The following is a 17,124-nucleotide window of genomic DNA, read 5'->3' as shown; positions in this document are numbered from 1 at the left end:
GTAACGACGGTGCCTACGATGGTAGCGATTCACAGAAGCGCTCAGCCAGAGGACAATGTCGCAAAAGCCCCACCCGAAGGAGCCCCAGAATGTCCGTTCCACAAACGATGTTTCAACTCAGCGGCCGCGGTTATGCAGCAGCCAAACTGAGTCATGCGACCCTGATCATCATCGATGCCCAGAAAGAATACCTCAGCGGTCCCCTGGCCCTGAGCGGCATGGATGCGGCGGTCGCGAACATCAAGAAATTGGTGACTGCCGCCCGCGCGGCCGGCCGGCCGATCGTGCATGTCAGCCACCTAGGCACCGTTGGGGGGCTGTTCGATCCACGCGGCGAGCGCGGCCAGTTCATTCCAGGGCTGGAACCGCTGGCCGGGGAAATCAAGATCGAGAAAATCCTGCCCAGTGCGTTCCATGGCACGGACCTGAAAAAACGCCTGGAAGAACTGGGCTCGGTGGATCTGGTGGTGTGCGGCTTCATGAGCCATTCCAGTGTCAGTACCACCGTGCGGGCAGCAAAGAACCTGGGTTTCCGCTGCACCCTGGTGGAAGACGCCTGCGCCACCCGAGACCTGCCGTACAAAGGCGGCGTCCTGAGTGCCGAGCATGTGCAGCAGACCGAAATGGCGATCATGGCGGACAACTTTGCCGCCCTCGCCCTGACCAACGACCTGGTCTGATCGGCGGTTCATGAGCGGTCCATGCCGCCGCTCATCCGCAAAAGCCTCTCATATGCCGTAAATGTCTTAGCCTCAGGAACATCCCGGTCAACTTCCGGTCGAAGGGCCGATACCCATTGAGGAAGGTCGGAATGAAGTTATCCGATGGTTTTGACGCTCGCCGTTTACGGCCCAAAGGCCAAAGCAACTGGCGTTTTCGAATCGGCGCAGCCTTCGCTGCCTTGCTGGCGACCTGCGGCGTGCTGCTGGCGATGGCCGGCACCGCCAGCCTGTTCGGCCATGCTCCGGCCCTGGGCGAGTTGAACACCAACCGGGCGGGCGCGGCAGTGATCCTGGTGATAGGCCTGTTCGTGCTGTACCTCGGCATCTGGCTGTGGCGCCGCTGCCGCCGCCGCTCGCGTCAGTCGAACGCACTGAACATCTCCCCGCACCTGATGAAAAAACACGACTAAGCGCAAGTTGCAGCGCGATGCCGCACGTTTTCTCGCGCCCGATTCGCTTCGAGTTGGGTAAACTGGCCACCCTTCGCGGAGGCTGACATGCAAGACGACGATTTTTCCCTGTTCAAAAGTGCGATCCAAGGCGTCAAGCCGATCAAGCACGATCGCGCCGAAACCGGCAAGCCCAAGGCGGACCGCGCGCACATCGCCACGTTGCGCCAAGCCGCCACCGTGCGTACCGATGCCACCACTGTTGACGGGCTGTCCGATCAGTTCGTCATCGACGTCGGCCCGGAAGACGAACTGATGTGGGCACGCGACGGCGTGCAGGAAAGCCAGATGCGCAAGCTCAAGATCGGGCAGATCCCGTTCGAGGGCAGCCTTGACCTGCACGGCATGAGCGTGGAAAAAGCCCGGGAAACCCTTTGGGCATTCCTGGCTGAAGCGACAAAATTCGAAATCCGCTGCGTACGTGTCACCCACGGCAAAGCCGTGCGCCTGGACGGCAAGCGGCCGATGATCAAGAGCCACGTCAACACCTGGCTGCGCCAGCATCCACAGGTACTTGGCTTCACCTCGTGCCAGGCCAGGCATGGCGGTGCCGGAGCCGTTTATGTGATGCTCAAACGCACCATGATGGAAGGTCGCGACGAGTAAACCTGATGCGCCGCGCTTGCAGCGCCGTGTCTGCCACCGTACCCTTGCCCTTTGCGTAAAATCCCACAGGTAGTTTCATGTCCCTGGAACAGAATTACACCGCGATCCTTGGCCAACTGGGCGAGGATCCCTCCCGCGAGGGCCTGCTCGACACGCCAAAACGTGCCGCCAAAGCCATGCAGTACCTCTGCCGCGGTTATGAACAGACACTGGAAGAGGTCACCAACGGTGCCTTGTTCAGCTCCGACAACAGCGAAATGGTGCTGGTCAAGGACATCGAGTTGTACTCGTTGTGCGAACACCATCTGCTGCCGTTCATCGGCAAGGCCCACGTGGCCTACATCCCGAGCGGCAAGGTACTGGGTTTGTCGAAAGTCGCGCGTATCGTCGATATGTACGCCCGCCGCCTGCAGATCCAGGAAAACCTCAGCCGCCAGATTGCCGATGCAGTCCAGCAGGTCACCGGCGCCCTGGGCGTTGCCGTGGTGATCGAGGCCAAGCACATGTGCATGATGATGCGCGGTGTGGAAAAACAGAATTCGACGATGATCACCTCGGTGATGCTTGGCGAGTTCCGTGAGAACGCCGCGACCCGCAGCGAGTTTCTCAGCTTGATCAAGTAATTGGCGGTACGAAGAGAACCGGCTTTCATCGCCGGTTTTTTTTCGTCTTGAAAAAATCAGGTAAGCTGCGCGCCTTTCTCATTAGCACCGTGAGGCTTCAACGTGTTCGTAAAAGCGCTTCGTGTCGGCCTTGGCCAACTGATCATCTTCATCGACTTCATTACCCGTCCAGGCAAGAAGCAGCGCCCTGCCGCCGCTCAGGCCCAGGTCGAAGCTGCCGCCAGGGGCCTGACCCTGTATCAGTTCCATGCCTGCCCGTTCTGCGTGAAAACCCGCCGCACCCTGCGCCGCCTGAACGTGCCGGTGGCCCTGCGCGACGCGAAAAACAACGAACAGGATCGCCAGGCCCTGCTTGAGCACGGCGGCAAGGTCAAGGTGCCGTGCTTGCGTATTGAAGAAAATGGCCAGACTACCTGGATGTATGAGTCCAAGGTGATCATTGATTATCTGGATAAGCGTTTCGCTGCAGCCTGATTTATTTGTGGTGTTCTGACTGACGCTTTCGCGAGCAGGCTCGCTCCCACAGGGAACTGGTTGCACAGATTCAATGTGGGAGCGAGCCTGCTCGCGAAGAGGCCGGCACAAACACTGCAAATCCCAGACAAAAATAAACCGGCCCAATGGCCGGTTTATTCATTTCTGCCCAGCCCTCAGGCCGCTTGCGCCGCCTGCACCTGTCGCACCACCTGCGCCAGTCGCTTGATCCCCTCCTCCAGCCGCGCCGGGTCAATGTGGCTGAAATTCAACCGCATGTGCCCGTGATGATTATCCGGCTCAGGGAAGAACGGCTCGCCCGGCATGAACGCCACGTCGTTGGCCAACGCCCCATCGAGTAGCGTACGGGTATCCAGCGGCTGTTTGAGCGTCAACCAGAAAAACAGCCCGCCCTGGGGCACGTTCCAATCCGCCAGATCGGCAAAATGCGTTTGCAGCGCCGCTTGGAATGCATCGCGACGCACGCGGTAAAAACCACGCAACTCACTCAGGTGCTGCTGGTAAGACTCGCTGCCGATCCATTGCAACGCTTGCCACTGGCCGACTCGATTGGTGTGCAAGTCCGCCGACTGCTTGAGTTTCAATAAGTGCGGGAAAAGATCCGGGCTGGCGATCAGATAACCCACGCGTAGACCCGGCAGCAAGGTTTTCGACACCGTGCCGGTGTAGATCCAGCTGGATTTTTTCAGGCGTCCGGCAATCGGTTTGGCGCTGCCGCCGTCAAACGTCAGCTCACGGTAGGGTTCGTCTTCGATCAAGGTCACGCCGAACTCATCCAGCAATCCGGCGACCGCCTCGCGTTTGGCTTCGCTGTAACGCACCGCCGATGGATTCTGGAAGGTCGGGATCAGGTAGATGAACGCCGGACGATGTGTTTCCAGGCGCGAACGCAGCTGCGCCAGGTTCGGGCCGTCGGCTTCCAGCGGCACCGTGAGGCAATCGGCGCCGAACAGCTGGAAGATCTGCAGTGCCGCCAGGTAGGTCGGTGCTTCGAGCAGCACTTCGGTGCCTTTGTCGATATAGAGCTTGGCGGCCAGATCGAGGGTTTGCTGTGAACCACTGACCACTAACACCTGACTCGCCTCGCATGGCACACCCAGCACTCGAGCCTGTTGCGCCAGGGCTTCACGCAAGGCCGGTTCGCCTTCACTCATGCCGTATTGGCCCATGGACACCGGCATCCGCGCCCATTCGACTTTCGGCAGCATGGCTTCGGCCGGCAAGCCCCCGGCGAACGACATCACTTGCGGACGCTGGGCGGCAGCGAGGATTTCACGGATCAAGGAACTTTTAAGGCGCGAGACACGTTCGGAAAAAGCCATGGGGGTCACCAGTAGCGAGGCCAGGGAAAAATGAGTCAAACTTATTGACCGAAATTACGGCATCACCAACGGATACGTCAACATGATTGACCTTAAAAGCCCGATTTCTCAACAGCAGGCCATGGAAGCGTTTTTCTTCGGCTACCAGGCCTTCACCGCCAAGGCCGATGAAATGCTCGAGCGCCGCGGCCTGAGTCGGGTGCATCAGCGCATTGTGTTTTTCATTGCCCGCTACCCGAACCTTAGCGTCAAGGAGTTATTGGTATTGCTGGGCGTGAGCAAACAGGCGTTGAACATGCCCTTGCGCCAACTGCTGGAGATGCATTTGGTCAACAGCGTGGCGTCCGAGACCGACAAGCGTAAGCGGCTGCTGGAGTTGACCGAGGACGGCGCGCGGTTTGAACAATCGCTGCGTCGTGAGCAGGTGAAATTGTTGGAGCGGGTGTTTGCCGAGGCGGGTGAGACGGCGGTGAATGGGTGGCTGGCGGTGAATATGGCGCTTGGTGAGAACCAGCAAAAAATCTGAGTACCACAAAAGCTTCACGAGCAGGCTCGCTCCCACAGGGGAATGCGGTCCCTTGTGGGAGCGAGCCTGCTCGCGAAGGGACCAGAGCGGGCGATATATCCCTATTGCCAAACTTTTCGTCTACAAAATCAAAAACATTATTTGCATTATTTGTATACAAAATCATAATCCACTTCGTGCGAGTTCCTGACCTATTGGTCAACAAATTCGCAAGTGCCTCAAAGGGCCGCTGCCACCCTCATGGGTCCGGCCCTGGAAATAACAATAAAACTCTTGAGGAGTACCTCGCTGTGGAAAGCCGCAAATCCGAAGCATCGACGCTGGATCTCTCGCCGCCTTTACGCAATGGCTGGCTGGAGCGCATCTTTAAACTCAGCTTGCATGGCACCACGGTGAAGACCGAGTTGATTGCCGGTCTGACCACCTTCATCACCATGGCCTACATCATCTTCGTCAACCCCAACATCATGGCGGATGCCGGCATCGACCATGGCGCGGCGTTCGTCGCCACCTGCATTGCCGCCGCCCTGGGCTGCCTGTTGATGGGCCTGTACGCCAACTGGCCGGTCGGCCTGGCACCGGGCATGGGCCTGAACGCTTTCTTCACCTACACCGTGGTCGGCACCATGGGCTACAACTGGGAAACTGCACTGGGCGCGGTGTTCGTCTCCGGCGTGCTGTTCATGATCCTGACCTTCTCGCGCATCCGCGAATGGCTGCTCAACAGCATCCCCGTCAGCTTGCGCTACGCCATGGGCGCTGGTGTGGGCCTGTTCCTCGGGCTGATCGGCTTGAAAACCGCAGGCATCGTCGTCGATAGCCCGGCCACCTTGATCAAGCTCGGTTCCCTGCGCGAGCCTGGCCCGCTGCTCGCCGCCGTGTGCTTTTTGATGATCGCCATCCTCAGCTACCACAAGGTGTTCGGCGCGATCCTCATCAGCATCATCACCGTGACCCTGGCCGGTTGGGGCCTGGGCCTGGTGCACTACGAGGGCATCATGTCGGCCCCGCCGAGCCTGGCCCCGACCTGGATGGCGATGAACGTTGCCGGCGTGTTCAACGTCAGCATGATCAGCGTGGTGCTGGCCTTCCTCTTCGTGCACATGTTCGACACCGCCGGCACCCTGATGGGGGTGGCCCAGCGCGCCAACCTGGTGGGCGCTGACGGTCGCATCGAAAACCTCTCGCGAGCCATGAAAGCCGACAGTGCCTCCAGTGTCTTTGGTGCGGTAGTGGGCGTTCCGCCGGTCACCAGCTACGTGGAAAGTGCCGCGGGCGTAGCGGCGGGTGGTCGGACTGGTCTTACCGCAGTGACCGTAGGTGTGCTATTTATTGCGGCCATGTTCTTCGCGCCGCTGGCCGGGATGATCCCCGCCTATGCCACGGCCGGTGCGCTGATCTATGTGGCCATGTTGATGATGGGCGGCATGGCCCACATCGAATGGGACGAGGCGACCGACAGCATTCCGGCGATCGTCACGGCAATCATGATGCCCCTGACCTTCTCGGTCGCCGACGGCATCGCGCTGGGCTTCATCACCTACGTGGCGCTGAAGGCCGGCACTGGCAAGTACAAGGAAATCTCCGTCAGTCTGTGGGTGCTCTGCGCAATTTTCATTGCCAAGTTCATCTTCTTGTAAATCTCGGCGGTACGCGCGTTAAACCAGCCTCACCCCGTCGGGTGAGGCTTTTGTGCAAATGGAGGAAAGTGATGAGTCTGGAAACCTGGCTGCTGTTCAGCGGCGCTGCGCTGGTAGTGATCCTGATCCCGGGGCCACTGTCTTTGCTGATGATCAGCAACAGTTTGAATTACGGCCTGGTCCGTTCCTACCCGGCGTTTCTTGGCGGCGTGATTGCCTCGATCTGCCTGTTGAGTGCTTCGGCGCTGGGCTTGGGCGCGCTGCTGCTGGCATCGGAACAATTATTCAGCGCACTGAAAATCGTCGGCGCGCTGTACCTGTTCTACCTCGCCTGGCAGAGCTGGCAGCAGTCGGGCCAACCGTCCCACGGTGCGCAAGTGCCTCAGGCCGCCGCAGTGCCACGCTTTCGCGCACTGTTCGGGCGCGCTTTCATGCTGGGCGCGAGCAACCCCAAGGACATCCTGTTCTTCGCCGCGTTTCTGCCGCAATTCTTGAGCGCCGGGCAACCGTTCCTGCCGCAATTGCTGGTGATGATCGCCACCTGGACCGTACTGGACCTGCTATGCAAGCTGGCCTACGGCCTGGGTGCCCATGGCGCGGCGCGGTATCTGCGCAGCGGCAAGGGCCAGAGCTGGTTTAACCGGGTCAGTGCCGGACTGTTCGGTGGAGCCGGGGCTGCGTCCTTGCTCAGCGGTCATTAAGGCCTTCTGACGCAAACCGGCACACAAGTTGCTCGGTTCTGGCACCCCCACGCCGGAATCGAGCATGCTCCACTCCCACCTCACCACCCTTAACGCCGTTTCCCTGGTGCTCGACACCTTCAAGGCCCAAGGTCTGCCCAGCGCCCCCCTGCTCGCCGGCAGCGGCATCTGTGCCGCGGATCTGGCCCGGGCGGACACGCGCATCACCACCAATCAAGAGATGCAGGTCTGCGCCAACGCCGTCGCCCTCAAGCGCGATATCGGCCTGGAACTGGGCCGACGCATGCATGTTTCGTCCTACGGCTTGCTCGGCTACGCCCTGCTCACCAGTGCCACCTTTGGTGACGCATTGCGCCTTGCGATGCGTTATCCGGCGCTGTTGGGAACACTTTTCGAGCTGAGCCTGGAAGAGGACAACGAGCGCGTCTGGTTTGTCGCCGCCGATTACCGGGAGAATCCGGCACTGGCGGTGTTCAACGCCGAGTTCTGCCTGGTGTCGTTGAAAGTCATCTGCGATGACCTGCTCGGGCACGCCCTGCCGCTGCTGGCTGCACGCTTCGAACATGCCGCGCCCGATTACCAGGTTAACTACGCCGAACACTTCAATAATTGCCCGCTGCACTTTGGCACACGCAACAACGCCTTCGCCTTCGACCGGCGCTGGCTGGACCAACCCTTGCCCCTGGCCGATGCCATCACCCACCAGGCCATGGCCGAGCGTTGCCGCAAGCAGAATACCGAGTTCACCGGGCGCCAGGCCTGGCTGGGGCGGATCCGCCAGCTGCTCAGGGCACAATTGCATGCGGCACCGGGACTCGAGGGATTGGCCGAGCAGATGAATTGTTCAGCACGCACCTTGCGACGGCACCTCAAGGACCTGGGGTGCAGCTATCAGGAATTGCTCGATGAGCTCAGGTTCGAGCAGGCCAAGCTTTTACTCTGTGAAGACCAGATGCCGATCTACCGGATCGCCGAAGCATTGGGTTTCAGCGAGACCGCGAGTTTCCGCCATGCGTTTATGCGCTGGAGTGGTGTGACGCCTAGCCAGTTCCGGCCCTGAAGAACACCTCCTGCCGGTTTACCTACTGCGCAATGCCTGCGTTCGGCCATCGTGGTTTAACGGGGCGCTCGCGATCAAAAGCAAAGCAAGGCGGCCTGACAGCCGACCTGACTTGAAGTGAATACGCCGATCGTTCCCACGCTCTGCGTGGGAATGCATCCTGTGACGCTCCGCGTCACCATTGCGCACGGCTCACGTCATGCGTCGTCAGTGGAACGCAGAGCGTCCCTGGCGGCATTCCTTTGCTGCGCATGGGAACGATCACATCCCGGACAAGCCACCTCGTTTTTACTTTTGCTTTGGCTTTTGATTTTTATCCAGGAAGGGGCGAATTTCGGTCAATTATTTTGGCCACATTAATCCCCTTTTGGCCTTTCCTGCCGTTCTCCGAAATCGTCCGCGCCGCAAGACTGTGTGCAACCGAAACCGCCTGCGGAGAACAATAAAATGCTGACGATCTACTCGGATGATCACCACCTGCACCACGGCCGTTGCGAACTCATCGACGGGCAACTCAAGCCCTGCTTTGAAATGCCTTCGCGTGCCGATCATGTGCTGTCACGTGTGCAAAAGCAGAACCTGGGTCCCGTAGAAGCACCGAAGGATTTTGGCCTGGGGCCAATCGAGCGTATCCACAGCCGCGACTACCTCGACTTTTTCAAAGGTGCCTGGGCGCGCTGGACCGAATTCAACACCGACGGTGACTTGCTGCCCTACACCTGGCCGGCCCGCACCTTGCGTCGCGTCAAGCCCGCAAGCCTGCACGGCGAACTGGGCTACTACAGCTTCGACGGCGGCGCACCGATCACCGCCGGCACCTGGCAAGCAGCGTACAGCGCGGCGCAGGTCGCACTCACCGCGCAAGCAGAGATCCAGCGCGGTGCCCGCAGCGCCTTTGCCCTGTGCCGCCCACCGGGACACCACGCCGCCAGCGACTTGATGGGCGGTTATTGCTACCTCAACAACGCGGCCATCGCCGCCCAGGCCTTTCTCGATCAGGGCCACAAAAAAGTCGCGATTCTCGACGTCGACTACCACCACGGCAATGGCACCCAGTCGATTTTCTACGAGCGTAGCGACGTGCTGTTCACCTCGATCCACGGCCACCCGGAAGCCGAGTTCCCGTTCTTCCTCGGTTACGAGGACGAGCGCGGCGAAGGCGCCGGTGAAGGCTTCAACTTCAACTATCCTTTGCCCGCCGGCAGCGGCTGGGATACCTGGAGCGCTGCGCTGGAGCAAGCCTGCAACGAGATCGAGACCTATGGCGCCGACATCGTCGTCGTCTCCCTGGGCGTGGATACGTTCAAGGACGACCCGATCTCCCAGTTCAAGCTCGACAGCCCCGATTACCTGGCCATGGGTCAACGCATCGCCAGGCTCGGTGTGCCGACGCTGTTCGTTATGGAAGGCGGTTACGCGGTGGAAGAAATCGGCATCAACGCCGTCAACGTGCTTGAAGGCTTTGAAAACGCTTAACGGGGAATCGCATGACAATGAAAAATCTAAAGCGCCTGATTGTTCCTGCCCTCTGCGCCACGGTGCTCGGTGGCGGCGCACATGCAGAAGAACGAACGTTGCGCGTCTACAACTGGTTCGACTACATCACCCCCAAGGCCCTGGAAGATTTCAAGGCCCAGAACCCAGAGACCAAACTGGTCTACGACATCTTCGACACCAATGAAGCGCTGGAAGCCAAGCTGTTGACCGGCAACTCCGGCTACGACGTGGTGGTGCCGTCCAACGTGTTCCTGGCCAAGCAGATCGAAGCCGGTGTGTTCCAGCCTCTGGACCGCAGCAAACTACCGAACTGGAACCACCTCGATCCCAAGCTGATGAAGCTGATCGAAGCCAACGACCCGGGCAATAAATTCGCCGTGCCGTACATGTACGGCACCATCCTGATCGGCTTCAACCCGGACAAGGTCAAGGCCGCGTTGGGCGCCGATGCGCCGGTGGACAGCTGGGACCTGATCTTCAAGGAAGAGAACATCAGCAAGCTCAAGCAGTGCGGCGTCGCCCTGCTCGACTCGCCTTCGGAGATCCTGCCCCTGGCCCTGCAACACCTTGGCCTGGACCCCAACAGCAAAAAGCCTGCGGACTACGACAAGGCTGAAGCGCTGCTGATGAAGATCCGTCCGCACATCACCTACTTCCACTCGTCCAAGTACATGGCCGACATCGCCAACGGTGACATCTGTGTCGCCGTCGGTTACTCCGGCAGTTTCTCCCAGGCCGCCAACCGCGCCAAGGAAGCCAAGAACGGTGTGGTCGTAGACATGCGCCTGCCCAAGGAAGGCGCGCCGATCTGGTTCGACATGCTCGCGATTCCCAAGGGCGCGAAGAACCCGCAAGACGCCTACACCTTCATCAACTACCTGCTGCAACCCCAGGTGATCGCGCCGGTCAGTGACTTCGTGGGCTATCCGAACCCGAACAAGGACGCCACGGAATTGGTCGACCCGGCGATTCGCAACAACCCGAACCTGTACCCGACTGAAGCGGCCATGGGCACGCTCTACACCCTGCAACCGCTGCCACGCGATGCCGAACGTGCGCGGACCCGGGCGTGGACCAAGATCAAGTCGGGGACTTGAAACGCGGCGCAGGGAACTGAATAAAACGAAATCCCCTGTAGGAGCGAGCATGCTCGCTCCTACTGCGATAACTATCTACCACCTCCTGTTTCCACCGGCCCTCTACCGTGCCCGAACCCGCGCTGTCCCAAGCGCTTCACCGGACACAGGAAACGGCCATGCCCGCCATACCCTCCAACAATCCCGACGACATACTCACTCAATTGGTGACCGGCCCTTCGCTCAGGGAAGTCGCTTCGACCTCGATCCGCACCGCCCTCGACACCGAGTATCCGCAACTGCACATCGATCCGAACCTGACCGTGGTGGTTACACCCGCCTGGACCATCAGCGACAACCAGGTCTTGCCCGCCAACAGCCGGTTCGAATCCCTGACTGACGCGCTGGTACGGCTCACCTTGTCTGGCGCGACAGCCACCTACATCGACGGGGAACACTTCCTGACCCGGCAACCGGGTGTGGAGCCAGGCATCAAGCTGCCGGTGAAGATCGATGCCATCGGCTGCCTGCTCAATCGCCTGGCGCGCTTGTTGTTCGTGGCCTATCAGGAGCAACAGCTGGACTACTGGAATGAAGCCATCGCCCCCAACAAGCCCCGCTGGCATCAAATCAGCGAAGCCCTGCACAGCCTCTGGAACGACGACAAACCCAAAGACTGGGACGAAGACCAACTGGCCCTGGCGCTGACCGTCTACAACTACCCGCAACAGGCCGATCGTCAGGCCCACGACAAATACCAGACACGCGCCTGCCTGATCGACATCGACCATCTCGATCAACAACACAGCGAACACCGGCAGCTGATGGACACCGCCGTCATTGTCGGCACGCTGGAGAAACGCACGCTGATCGTTACTCATTCGATCATCGAAGGATTCAGGCACTACGATTCGTTGGCGGCATTGGGCGAAGTTCTTCGCCGACGCGTCACTCCATCGGAAAATGCTCAACAGTTGCAGTGGTGCCTCTACGAACCCACGGGCGATTTTTTCGACCAGCAGGCCTGTGCGTTGATCGCCTTGGAAATCCAGGCCATTGGCTCGCTCAACGAGATGGCGGTGTCGACGCTGGCCCCACGGATCGCGGCAGCGGCTGGACAATTCGAAAAGCGGGTGCAACAGCGCCCCACCCGTTTCAACCAGATCCAGCGTCTTTTACCGGACTGGTTGCTGAATGCTTCGACAGTAGATCTTACTCGCTACGGTCGGCACTTGATGGACCTGGCGTTGGTACGCGAGCAGCACGCCGGGAAATCGTTTCACGATGGCATTGCTGCGTTACGCGAATTTACCCTGAAGGCCTTGCAAGACCAGATGACAAAGGATCACCCGCAAGCGTCCCTGCCGCACCTGGAAGACATTCAAATCAGCAGCACTCACCCTGTGATCCTCGGGACATTCGCGGTGCCGGGCGAAACCGAAACCGTCACGTTGTCACTCGTCGATCTGGCGTTGCAGAACCTCACAGCCCTGCCCTGGGGTGAAAAAACCGTGCAATACCGCGACGGTTCAGCGGTTGCGCCATGGCTGACGCCGACCTACCTGGACAGCCTGGTGAGCGCCGTGAACATCGGCGAAAACTACCCGAGGCTGATCAAGCGCACACTGCTCGACGACCCGCAGGAAAAGGCCCGGCGCCAGCAACTCTACGCCGAAGACCTGCGCATCCAGCTACCGCTGCAAACGCTGCAAGCGAAGATCCGTGGCGAGGCCGGGATCGATGAACTGGGCTATCGCTATGTCGTCGCGGCCTTGCAGGAGAAGGCCGCGGATCGTTATGTCGAGGGTCTGGAAATCATCATCCGCCCTCTGGCTTTTATTCCAGGCGGACGCAACGATGGCAAGGCTGACGAAGTCGCCAACATGTTCGTGATCGGGCCGCGACAAGTCGAAAAAGGTCCGTGCCTGCTGTATCGGCCACTGCTCGATCATCCACTGTTGCAATACCCCGGCGAAGCGAGCCTGCTCTACGCCATCAAGCACAACAGGGCGTTGCGCCAATCGGTGCTGGCCTGGTTAGCGGATGACGTGCGCTTTAACTACTCGCAGTACGTGTTCCCAGGCGAGTTGCCCTCCGTCTGGACGTTGTCCCAGTTGCTGGTTGATTCAACTTCGATACTGGGGATGATGGGCGCCTTGAACCTGGGTTCGTCGCCGGTGCTGCAACCCGCCTTGCCGGTACTATTTAGCGCCAACGCCAATGCCTTGGTCACCTTGGCCGACCGGCAGTCGGTGTCCAATGCGCAAAGCCGTTGGGCTACCCTCAAGCAAGCGGCCTGGATGCTGTTCAACGTAACGTTGCCTTTTCTCGGGCGTACGGCGGCGACTGCGGCCTGGATCTGGCAAATCATGGACGATCTGGACGAGGCGCGCGAAGCCCGGGAAGCGGATGATTCCGAGCATGAATGGACTGCGTTGACCGACCTGTTCCTGTCCCTGGGCATGGTCCTGGCGCACCACGCCGCCACGCGCAACAAACCACGTGCCCCACACCTTGAGAGCGCTACCCCAACGCTCGAAAAACCGGTCGCGGCCATCACTGTGACGCAGATGCCCGATGTCGTCGCTCACCTGCTGCCCGACAACCACCCGACACCCCTGCATACCTTCGGCATTTTGTCGCAAGCGAGCCTGGCGTCCGTGCTGGACCGGCTGGCTATCGCCAAGCCCACCGGGCTCGAAAAGCCGTCGAACGAACCCGGCCCTCACCGCTATCTGAGCCCGCTCGAGCAAAAGTGGTATGCCCAGGTGGGCCAGCGCTGGTTCGAAGCCTGGCTCAACGACGACGGCGATGTGCAAATCATCGACTCGCGCATCACTCCGTCACGCCGGGGTCCGCTGCTGATTCATTCGGCAGGGGGACAATGGTTCATCGATACGCGCTTGCGATTGCGCGGCGGAGGCCGCAGCCGAAAAGCGCTAGCCCTGGAAAACCAGCAACGCAAGGCCACGCTGAAACTGCAACTGAGCGCGTTTGAAAGTCGCAAAACCCAGCTGACAAAGGAGCTCGATGCCGTGCAGAAGGCAGTAACAGCGCCTACCACGGACATTGTCGACCCGAATCGGCAACGCCTGATCGAAACCCTGGATGCGCATGTGGCGGAATTCGGCACCTTCATCGAACAGCTCAAGACCTACAACAGCATTGAATCGATCCCCAACTACCGTGCGGTCCTGGTCGACTGCCTGGATCATCAGTTGTCCCTCACGCAGCAGTGGTTCATTCAGCAAAACAGAGTGTTTGGCGAACACATGCGCCAATCCCTGGCGTTGCTGGATAACGAGCCGGGGGACGGCACACAGACTCCGCGCCAGACACACCAGCTCACCAGCGATCTGACCCAGGGCTTCATCGACAAGATCGAGTTTGCCCAGGCACGCATCGAAGAGTTGAAACAACTGGGCAAGGAAGCGGCCGAAGTGGCGCGAGAGAGTCAGGCAGTGCTGCCCCGTTACGCGCTGCAGGATCTGAAACTGTTCCAGATCAGCCTTGCCCAGGAACTTTGCTTGAGTGACAGCGCCTCCGTGGATACGGCGCCAGCCCGACAAGCCATGACACGACTTGTCGAGGATACGGGCCTGACCGTCCAGTCTTCACTGGAGCTTGCCGAACAAGACAATGCACTGCCCCTGCCTGAGCGAATCGACGGTTTCAGTGAGCTGGTGGAACAGTTCGCCATCCTCGACCTGCGGATACAGGACCTGCCTGACGAGTTTCCGCGGCAGTTGCTGCAACCCCCATTGGACCTCATGCGCGAGCGCATCGAAACCTTCAGGGAGCTCAGCGTTAAGCACCTCGCTGGTCTTCTGCAAGAACGCAAATCACTCGAACCGACACCGGGTCCTTCTCGCCCCGCCCCTGTCTCAAAACGCATCATCAAGACCCGTTACAAAGGCACGGTAGTTGGCAAGCCACGTGTGCGCACGGCGGCGGACAACACCGAATGGGTCGACGTGATATCCCCATTGACCAACAAGGTCACCGCGACATTCCATGAGAAAACACCGGGCGTCTGGGTGGAACATGAACCTGCGCCGGAGCAGGCACCTGCCCCTGTGCGACCTGATCTGCAAATCAGCGTCCAGAAGGGGCAGGCGCTGGTGGATCAGTTGCAGCCGTTTATCCGTCGCACCGAAGGGCACTCGAAGGTAGCGGGACGCAATCCCACGGAAATAGAAGAAATGTTTCACCAGTACGCCAGGCGACTGCAAGAAGCGAGCGATACGATCGAAGAAGCCCTCACCGACAATAATGCGACTGACGGCGGGCCGGCGTCAGCCGTACTGCTGGCCAAACAGCTCAATGAGGGCGCGACCGAGCTCTTTGATAAAGGTCGCCGGACCCGAATCCGCATGACAAAGGAACAGCCCCCCACCGCCGCGCGCGTTGAATGGCTGATGAGCAAAAAACTGATAACCATCGCCAAGACACCCGGTCGGCGGCGACTCAAAGGGCATAAAAACGACTTTCTCGAAGAATACGAGATACGCGAACATGGCACTGCAAAGGTGCTCTGGTACGCCCACTTTCACTATTCAGGCCCGGACACCGCCCCCAAAACCTACACCGCTGCCCACCTGAAAACCGTATCCCAACGCCTGCTCGGCAGTACATTGGATAAGCGCACATCGGCCTCCTACAACGAGCTGATCGCGGTTTATCGCAGCGAAATCAGTCCGAAACTGGCGGATGAATTGTTCTTGTCAAAGATCAAGCAAGCCGCTTCGAGTTCCTGAGAGACAACCCGCACCCGCCAGGATTCGCGCTTCAGCGAGTCCTGCGCCAGACCTTTTCCAAACGTTCGAGTGCCGCGCTGATCGCCTCCTCCGGCACCGCGGCAAAGCCCAGGACCAACCCGGCGCGTTGATCGGGCGTGTTGTTCGAATCCGCTAGCCAATAGCTGCTCAGGCCATTGATCTCGACATCGACGCTGGACGCAGCCTCTATCAGTTCACGCTCACGGGCCAGAGAGTCGACCATCACCGTCATGTGCAAGCCGGCTGCCACACTTGGCAGGTGACCCACACCGGCGATATCCGCGGGCCAATTGGCCAATAGCGTGTTGCGGCGGCTCAACGCGGCACGTCGCATGCGCCGCACGTGGCGCTGGAAATGCCCGGCGGCCATGAACTCGGCCATCACCGCCTGTGTGCTTACCTCGGAATGCCGGACATCCACCGCACGCCGCTGGGCAAATGCCTCGACCAATGCTGGCGGCAACACCAGGTAGCCCAGGCGCAGAGCGGGAAAGGCGACTTTGCCGAACGTACCGACATAGAGCACCCGCCCGTGACGATCGAGCGCGGCCAACGGCGCCAGCGGTGCGCCGCTGTATCGGTACTCGCCGTCATAATCGTCCTCGACGATCCAGCCCTGGTTGCGCTCGGCCCAGGCCAGCAATTCGAGGCGTCGCGCCAGGCTCATCACCACGCCCAAGGGGTATTGATGCGAGGGCGTCACGTAGGCCAGACGACAATCGCCCAGGCGCGCCAGCTCGCTGCAATCGATGCCCTCGCTGTCCACGGCGATGCCGTGCAATCGCCCACCCGCCACCGCAAACGCATGACCGGCCGCCCGATACCCGGGGTTTTCCACCGCCACACCGTCCCCCGGTTCCACCAGCAACTGCGCACACAGGCTGATCCCTTGCTGCGCGCCGCTGGTCACGACGATTTGCTCCGCCGCGCACTGCATGCCGCGGGAACTGCGCAAATACGCCGCGATCATCCCGCGCAATCGCGCATCACCTTGCGGTGCGCCGTAACACAACTGCTGGAGATCCGGTTTGCGCCAGAACGCAGCATTCAGCTTGGCCCACACCTCGAACGGAAACAGATCGAATGCCGGCACACCGACCCGAAAAGCGCGCGGCGGACCGCTCGGAGGCGTCGGCAAATGATTGTTTTCCACCCGCGCCAATGCGCCGCTGCGAGCGACTTGACCGGCCGCCAACACAGGCACATCCAGGCCTTTGAGAGAGGTGCCTGGCGGGGCTTTCGGCGCTGTTTTGCTGCCGGGGAACGGTGCTTGGGGTAATTGTGCGACATAGGTTCCGTCACCCACCCGCCCTTCGATAAACCCTTCGGCGTAGAGCTGGTCGTAGGCCCGTACCACGCTGTTGCGGGAAATCGCCAGGGCCGCCGCCAGGTCCCGACTCGCCGGCAATCGCGTGCCGCTGGCCAGGCGCCCGTCGAGCACTCGAACCCGCAAGGCCTGATAAAGCTGGCGACTCAAGCCCTGGCGGCGGTCGAGCTCGATACCCGCCGGATTGAAGGACAAGGACAGCGGCGTATCCTTCATGACAATGGACCTATGAAATTTATCGTTAATGGCTCTTACAACAGACCAATAGCCTGCCTAGGATGCAGGCATTCGCCAAGGAATAT

The 17,124-nt window shown here is 60.2% G+C and carries 14 protein-coding genes; 12 read left to right on the top strand and 2 right to left on the bottom strand.

Annotation, left to right across the window (positions count from 1 at the left end):
- The first annotated feature begins 89 nt into the window (after positions 1-89).
- From HGP31_RS10860 to HGP31_RS10840, 5 genes are all read left to right on the top strand, one after another.
- Entirely contained in the window at positions 90-680 is a 591-nt protein-coding gene (locus HGP31_RS10860) for a cysteine hydrolase family protein (RefSeq protein ID WP_020800035.1), read from the top strand.
- 131 nt (positions 681-811) lie between these two features.
- Complete coding sequence (locus HGP31_RS10855; RefSeq protein WP_020800034.1) at positions 812-1,132, top strand: hypothetical protein; 321 nt, start codon at positions 812-814, stop codon at positions 1,130-1,132.
- 87 nt (positions 1,133-1,219) lie between these two features.
- Positions 1,220-1,777, top strand: coding sequence for a Smr/MutS family protein (locus HGP31_RS10850; protein ID WP_020800033.1), 558 nt, complete (start codon positions 1,220-1,222; stop codon positions 1,775-1,777).
- A gap of 77 nt (positions 1,778-1,854) precedes the next feature.
- Positions 1,855-2,400, top strand: a complete 546-nt coding sequence (gene folE, locus HGP31_RS10845) for a GTP cyclohydrolase I FolE (RefSeq protein WP_020800032.1) — start codon at positions 1,855-1,857, stop codon at positions 2,398-2,400.
- A 102-nt stretch (positions 2,401-2,502) separates the two neighbouring features.
- Positions 2,503-2,874 carry a glutathione S-transferase N-terminal domain-containing protein gene (locus tag HGP31_RS10840; RefSeq protein ID WP_020800031.1) on the top strand — a complete coding sequence of 124 codons (372 nt, stop codon included), beginning with the start codon at positions 2,503-2,505 and terminating at the stop codon, positions 2,872-2,874.
- A 176-nt stretch (positions 2,875-3,050) separates the two neighbouring features.
- Here HGP31_RS10840 and HGP31_RS10835 read toward each other — a convergent pair whose 3' ends face one another.
- Positions 3,051-4,217, bottom strand: a complete 1,167-nt coding sequence (locus tag HGP31_RS10835; RefSeq protein ID WP_033042653.1) for an aminotransferase-like domain-containing protein — start codon at positions 4,215-4,217, stop codon at positions 3,051-3,053.
- A gap of 82 nt (positions 4,218-4,299) precedes the next feature.
- On the opposite strand from HGP31_RS10835, the gene HGP31_RS10830 reads away from it, so the two are divergent.
- The 7 genes from HGP31_RS10830 (at position 4,300) to HGP31_RS10800 (ending at position 15,474) form a co-directional block, all read left to right on the top strand.
- Positions 4,300-4,743, top strand: coding sequence for a MarR family transcriptional regulator (locus HGP31_RS10830; protein ID WP_020800029.1), 444 nt, complete (start codon positions 4,300-4,302; stop codon positions 4,741-4,743).
- 290 nt (positions 4,744-5,033) lie between these two features.
- Positions 5,034-6,383, top strand: coding sequence for an NCS2 family permease (locus HGP31_RS10825; protein ID WP_033044696.1), 1,350 nt, complete (start codon positions 5,034-5,036; stop codon positions 6,381-6,383).
- 71 nt (positions 6,384-6,454) lie between these two features.
- Positions 6,455-7,084: a LysE family translocator gene (locus HGP31_RS10820; protein ID WP_020801374.1), complete on the top strand. Its 630-nt coding sequence runs from the start codon at positions 6,455-6,457 to the stop codon at positions 7,082-7,084.
- Between the two features lie 64 nt (positions 7,085-7,148).
- Entirely contained in the window at positions 7,149-8,144 is a 996-nt protein-coding gene (locus tag HGP31_RS10815) for an AraC family transcriptional regulator (RefSeq protein ID WP_020801375.1), read from the top strand.
- Between the two features lie 447 nt (positions 8,145-8,591).
- The gene (locus HGP31_RS10810; RefSeq protein ID WP_020801104.1) at positions 8,592-9,620 is read left to right on the top strand and encodes a histone deacetylase family protein; all 1,029 of its coding nucleotides are present in this window, start codon (positions 8,592-8,594) and stop codon (positions 9,618-9,620) included.
- 17 nt (positions 9,621-9,637) lie between these two features.
- Positions 9,638-10,738 carry a polyamine ABC transporter substrate-binding protein gene (locus HGP31_RS10805; RefSeq protein ID WP_083348698.1) on the top strand — a complete coding sequence of 367 codons (1,101 nt, stop codon included), beginning with the start codon at positions 9,638-9,640 and terminating at the stop codon, positions 10,736-10,738.
- A 158-nt stretch (positions 10,739-10,896) separates the two neighbouring features.
- Complete coding sequence (locus tag HGP31_RS10800; RefSeq protein WP_168757671.1) at positions 10,897-15,474, top strand: hypothetical protein; 4,578 nt, start codon at positions 10,897-10,899, stop codon at positions 15,472-15,474.
- Positions 15,475-15,505: 31 nt separating this feature from the next.
- Here HGP31_RS10800 and pdxR read toward each other — a convergent pair whose 3' ends face one another.
- Complete coding sequence (pdxR, locus tag HGP31_RS10795) at positions 15,506-17,038, bottom strand: MocR-like pyridoxine biosynthesis transcription factor PdxR (protein ID WP_168757670.1); 1,533 nt, start codon at positions 17,036-17,038, stop codon at positions 15,506-15,508.
- Between the last annotated feature and the right edge of the window lie 86 nt (positions 17,039-17,124).

It is taken from the genome of Pseudomonas umsongensis, from assembly GCF_012647205.1.
In the GTDB taxonomy this organism is placed as follows: domain Bacteria; phylum Pseudomonadota; class Gammaproteobacteria; order Pseudomonadales; family Pseudomonadaceae; genus Aquipseudomonas; species Aquipseudomonas umsongensis.
This window is presented reverse-complemented; position numbering and strand designations above follow the sequence as displayed.

Bases quoted from the DNA above. Each gene is read 5' to 3' on its own strand.
- HGP31_RS10810 (WP_020801104.1), top strand. From the start codon at position 8,592: ATGCTGACGATCTACTCGGATGATCACCACCTGCACCACGGCCGTTGC.
- HGP31_RS10860 (WP_020800035.1), top strand. From the start codon at position 90: ATGTCCGTTCCACAAACGATGTTTCAACTCAGCGGCCGCGGTTATGCA.
- HGP31_RS10805 (WP_083348698.1), top strand. From the start codon at position 9,638: ATGAAAAATCTAAAGCGCCTGATTGTTCCTGCCCTCTGCGCCACGGTG.
- HGP31_RS10855 (WP_020800034.1), top strand. From the start codon at position 812: ATGAAGTTATCCGATGGTTTTGACGCTCGCCGTTTACGGCCCAAAGGC.
- HGP31_RS10850 (WP_020800033.1), top strand. From the start codon at position 1,220: ATGCAAGACGACGATTTTTCCCTGTTCAAAAGTGCGATCCAAGGCGTC.
- folE (WP_020800032.1), top strand. From the start codon at position 1,855: ATGTCCCTGGAACAGAATTACACCGCGATCCTTGGCCAACTGGGCGAG.
- HGP31_RS10835 (WP_033042653.1), bottom strand. From the start codon at position 4,217: ATGGCTTTTTCCGAACGTGTCTCGCGCCTTAAAAGTTCCTTGATCCGT.
- HGP31_RS10800 (WP_168757671.1), top strand. From the start codon at position 10,897: ATGCCCGCCATACCCTCCAACAATCCCGACGACATACTCACTCAATTG.
- HGP31_RS10820 (WP_020801374.1), top strand. From the start codon at position 6,455: ATGAGTCTGGAAACCTGGCTGCTGTTCAGCGGCGCTGCGCTGGTAGTG.
- pdxR (WP_168757670.1), bottom strand. From the start codon at position 17,038: ATGAAGGATACGCCGCTGTCCTTGTCCTTCAATCCGGCGGGTATCGAG.
- HGP31_RS10830 (WP_020800029.1), top strand. From the start codon at position 4,300: ATGATTGACCTTAAAAGCCCGATTTCTCAACAGCAGGCCATGGAAGCG.
- HGP31_RS10815 (WP_020801375.1), top strand. From the start codon at position 7,149: ATGCTCCACTCCCACCTCACCACCCTTAACGCCGTTTCCCTGGTGCTC.